Below are 2,301 nucleotides of genomic sequence, written 5' to 3' on the forward strand. Positions count from 1 at the left end.
GTGTTATCTGGGGGTGAACTTTCTGGGCAAAGGCTTACACAGTTATGGCTGGTTTTTCTGAGGGAATTTTTCTCAAAAACCGGCCCGAGTTTATGGGTATTCTGGTGCTGGCAAGCCGTAGTGGATCCCTTCGAGGAGAAAAACGATGCGACTGTTCAACTACCTGATCTTGTTTTCAGCCCTCCTGGCCATTGCCCTCTTTGCCATGCAAAACGCCACCCCGGTCACGGTTACTTTTGCCCCCGGCGTCAGCGTTGAAAGCCCTCTGGTGATGGAACTTCTGGCATCTGCCGGGATTGGGGCCGCCCTCGCCTGGCTGTATAGCCTCTGGATGCGCGTACAGTTCAGCATCGAAGCCCGGGAAAAAAATCGGCAACTGCAGGAGAAGGAGGTCACCATCACCGAACTCAAGGAAATGGTGGTGGAGCTGGAAGCCAAAGTGAAGCAACTGCCTCCCAGCAAGCGTGCCGAACCCCAAGAGGACATCCAGGATGTGAAAGAAGTGGCCACCGAGGGATCCCCTGCCTAAAATCCCCAGGTTGACCCACAGGCCGTTGAGGTAGAATTGAACTTCTACTTGCCCCTCTCCCTAGCTCATACTTCCTATGCAGGTTATCCAAGAAAAACGCCCTGGCAGCCGGGTCGGTCTCAAAATCGTGGTAGAAGCCGACCGGGTGAAGCGCTCCTACGAAAAAACCTTGCGTCAACTGGAGCAGAATATCCAAATTCCGGGATTCCGCAAGGGCAAGGCCCCCCGCAACCTCGTTGTGCGGCAGGTGGGCCGCGAGCGCATCATGGCCAGTGCTGTGGATGACCTGATCAGCGAGGCCATTCAACAGGCTTTCAAGGAAGCTCGGCTCACTCCCATTAGCCGGTTCGAGCTGGATGATGAGGTGGGTCAGCTCTTGGCTCAGTTCAACCCCGAAGCAGACTTCAGCTTCTCAGGATATGTTGAGGTGTACCCCGAAGCCCGCGTTGGCCAATACAAAGGGCTGACCGTTACGGCAACCCGTGTTGACGTCAAGCCTGAGCAAATTGACCAGCTCATCGACCGATGGCGGGATCAGCGGGCCACCCTCTTGCCGGTAGAAGATCGGCCTGCTCAGTTGGGGGATGTGGTGGTGATCGATTTTGAGGCCCGCGATGCAGAAGGCAATCCCCTCGACGAGATGACCACCCAGGACTTCCAGCTGGAACTCAAGGAAGACAACTTCATCCCCGGTTTTGTGGCGGGCATCGTGGGCATGCAGCTCGACGAAACCAAGGAGATCGCAGCCACCTTCCCCGACGACTACTTCAGAAAAGAGTTGGCCGGGAAAACGGTTACCTTCACTGTCTGCCTGAGGGAGATCAAGGCCAAAGAGCTGCCCGAATTGGATGATGCCTTTGTGCAAGAGATCAGCAGCTTTCAAACGGTGGCCGAACTGCGGGAGCACTTGCAAAAGCGCCTTGAACAGGATGCCCTGAGACAATCCGAGGAGAACCTGGAAACCGCCCTCCTCAACGCCATCTTGGAGACTACTGAGGTGGATTTGCCGGAAACCCTCATCGAACAAGAAACGACACAACTGCTGGCCCAGAGTCTCCAGGCCCTGCGGCAGGAAGGCATCAAGCCGGGGGAGCTCCGTAAGTTCTTGTCCGAGTTGCCTCCCGAAACCCTTAACCAGTTGAAAGAGCGCCACCGACCCGAAGCCATCGACCGGCTGCGGCGCACCTTGGCCCTGAGTGCCATCGTTCGGCAAGAGCAAATTGCCGTAGGCTCTACGGAGTTGGACGTGGAAGTGGAAGAGGTGATGGCGGCCTACGCCCAGCAAGGCCAAAAGCTGGATCGGGAACGAGTACGCCAAGCCGTCTATGAAGGCTTGCTGACCAACAAGGTGATGGCTTGGCTGAAGTCTCAGACCACGGTCAACTGGGTCGATAGCGAGGGGAATCCAACCCAGGCGCCCACTTCTTTGGCAGGCTCGGAGGAGAAGGTTGAAGTGCCAGAGGCCGAGTTTAAGTTCGATGAGCCAGAAGCAGAGGTATCTGGGATCCCTGAGGCCGTTGAATCCTCCTCAGAGACGGCTACGGGGGCGGAAACGGATGGAGAAGCTGCAGCTGCGGAAGCCGAGCCAGCTACAGAAAAGGCTGTAGAAGCATCCCCTGCTGAAACCGTCTCAGCCTCTGCGGCAGAGGCAACGCTCCCAGTTGAGGAGAAAGCGGCAGAGACCGCTACAGAGATCCCGGCAGCAGAAAAGCCCAAGCCGAGCAAAAAGGACAAAAAAGGCAAGTAAACTACCCGACACCCGCGCTACGCGC

The 2,301-nt window shown here is 56.8% G+C and carries 2 protein-coding genes; both read left to right on the plus strand.

The window, feature by feature from the left end; genetic code table 11:
• Positions 1-145: 145 nt before the first annotated feature.
• Positions 146-529, plus strand: coding sequence for a lipopolysaccharide assembly LapA domain-containing protein (locus tag NW815_RS12945; RefSeq protein WP_011431755.1), 384 nt, complete (start codon positions 146-148; stop codon positions 527-529).
• Positions 530-605: 76 nt separating this feature from the next.
• Entirely contained in the window at positions 606-2,276 is a 1,671-nt protein-coding gene (gene tig / locus NW815_RS12950) for a trigger factor (RefSeq protein WP_414416091.1), read from the plus strand.
• The last annotated feature ends 25 nt before the right edge of the window (positions 2,277-2,301 follow it).

This window comes from Synechococcus sp. R6-7 (assembly GCF_047461695.1).
GTDB lineage: Bacteria > Cyanobacteriota > Cyanobacteriia > Thermostichales > Thermostichaceae > Thermostichus.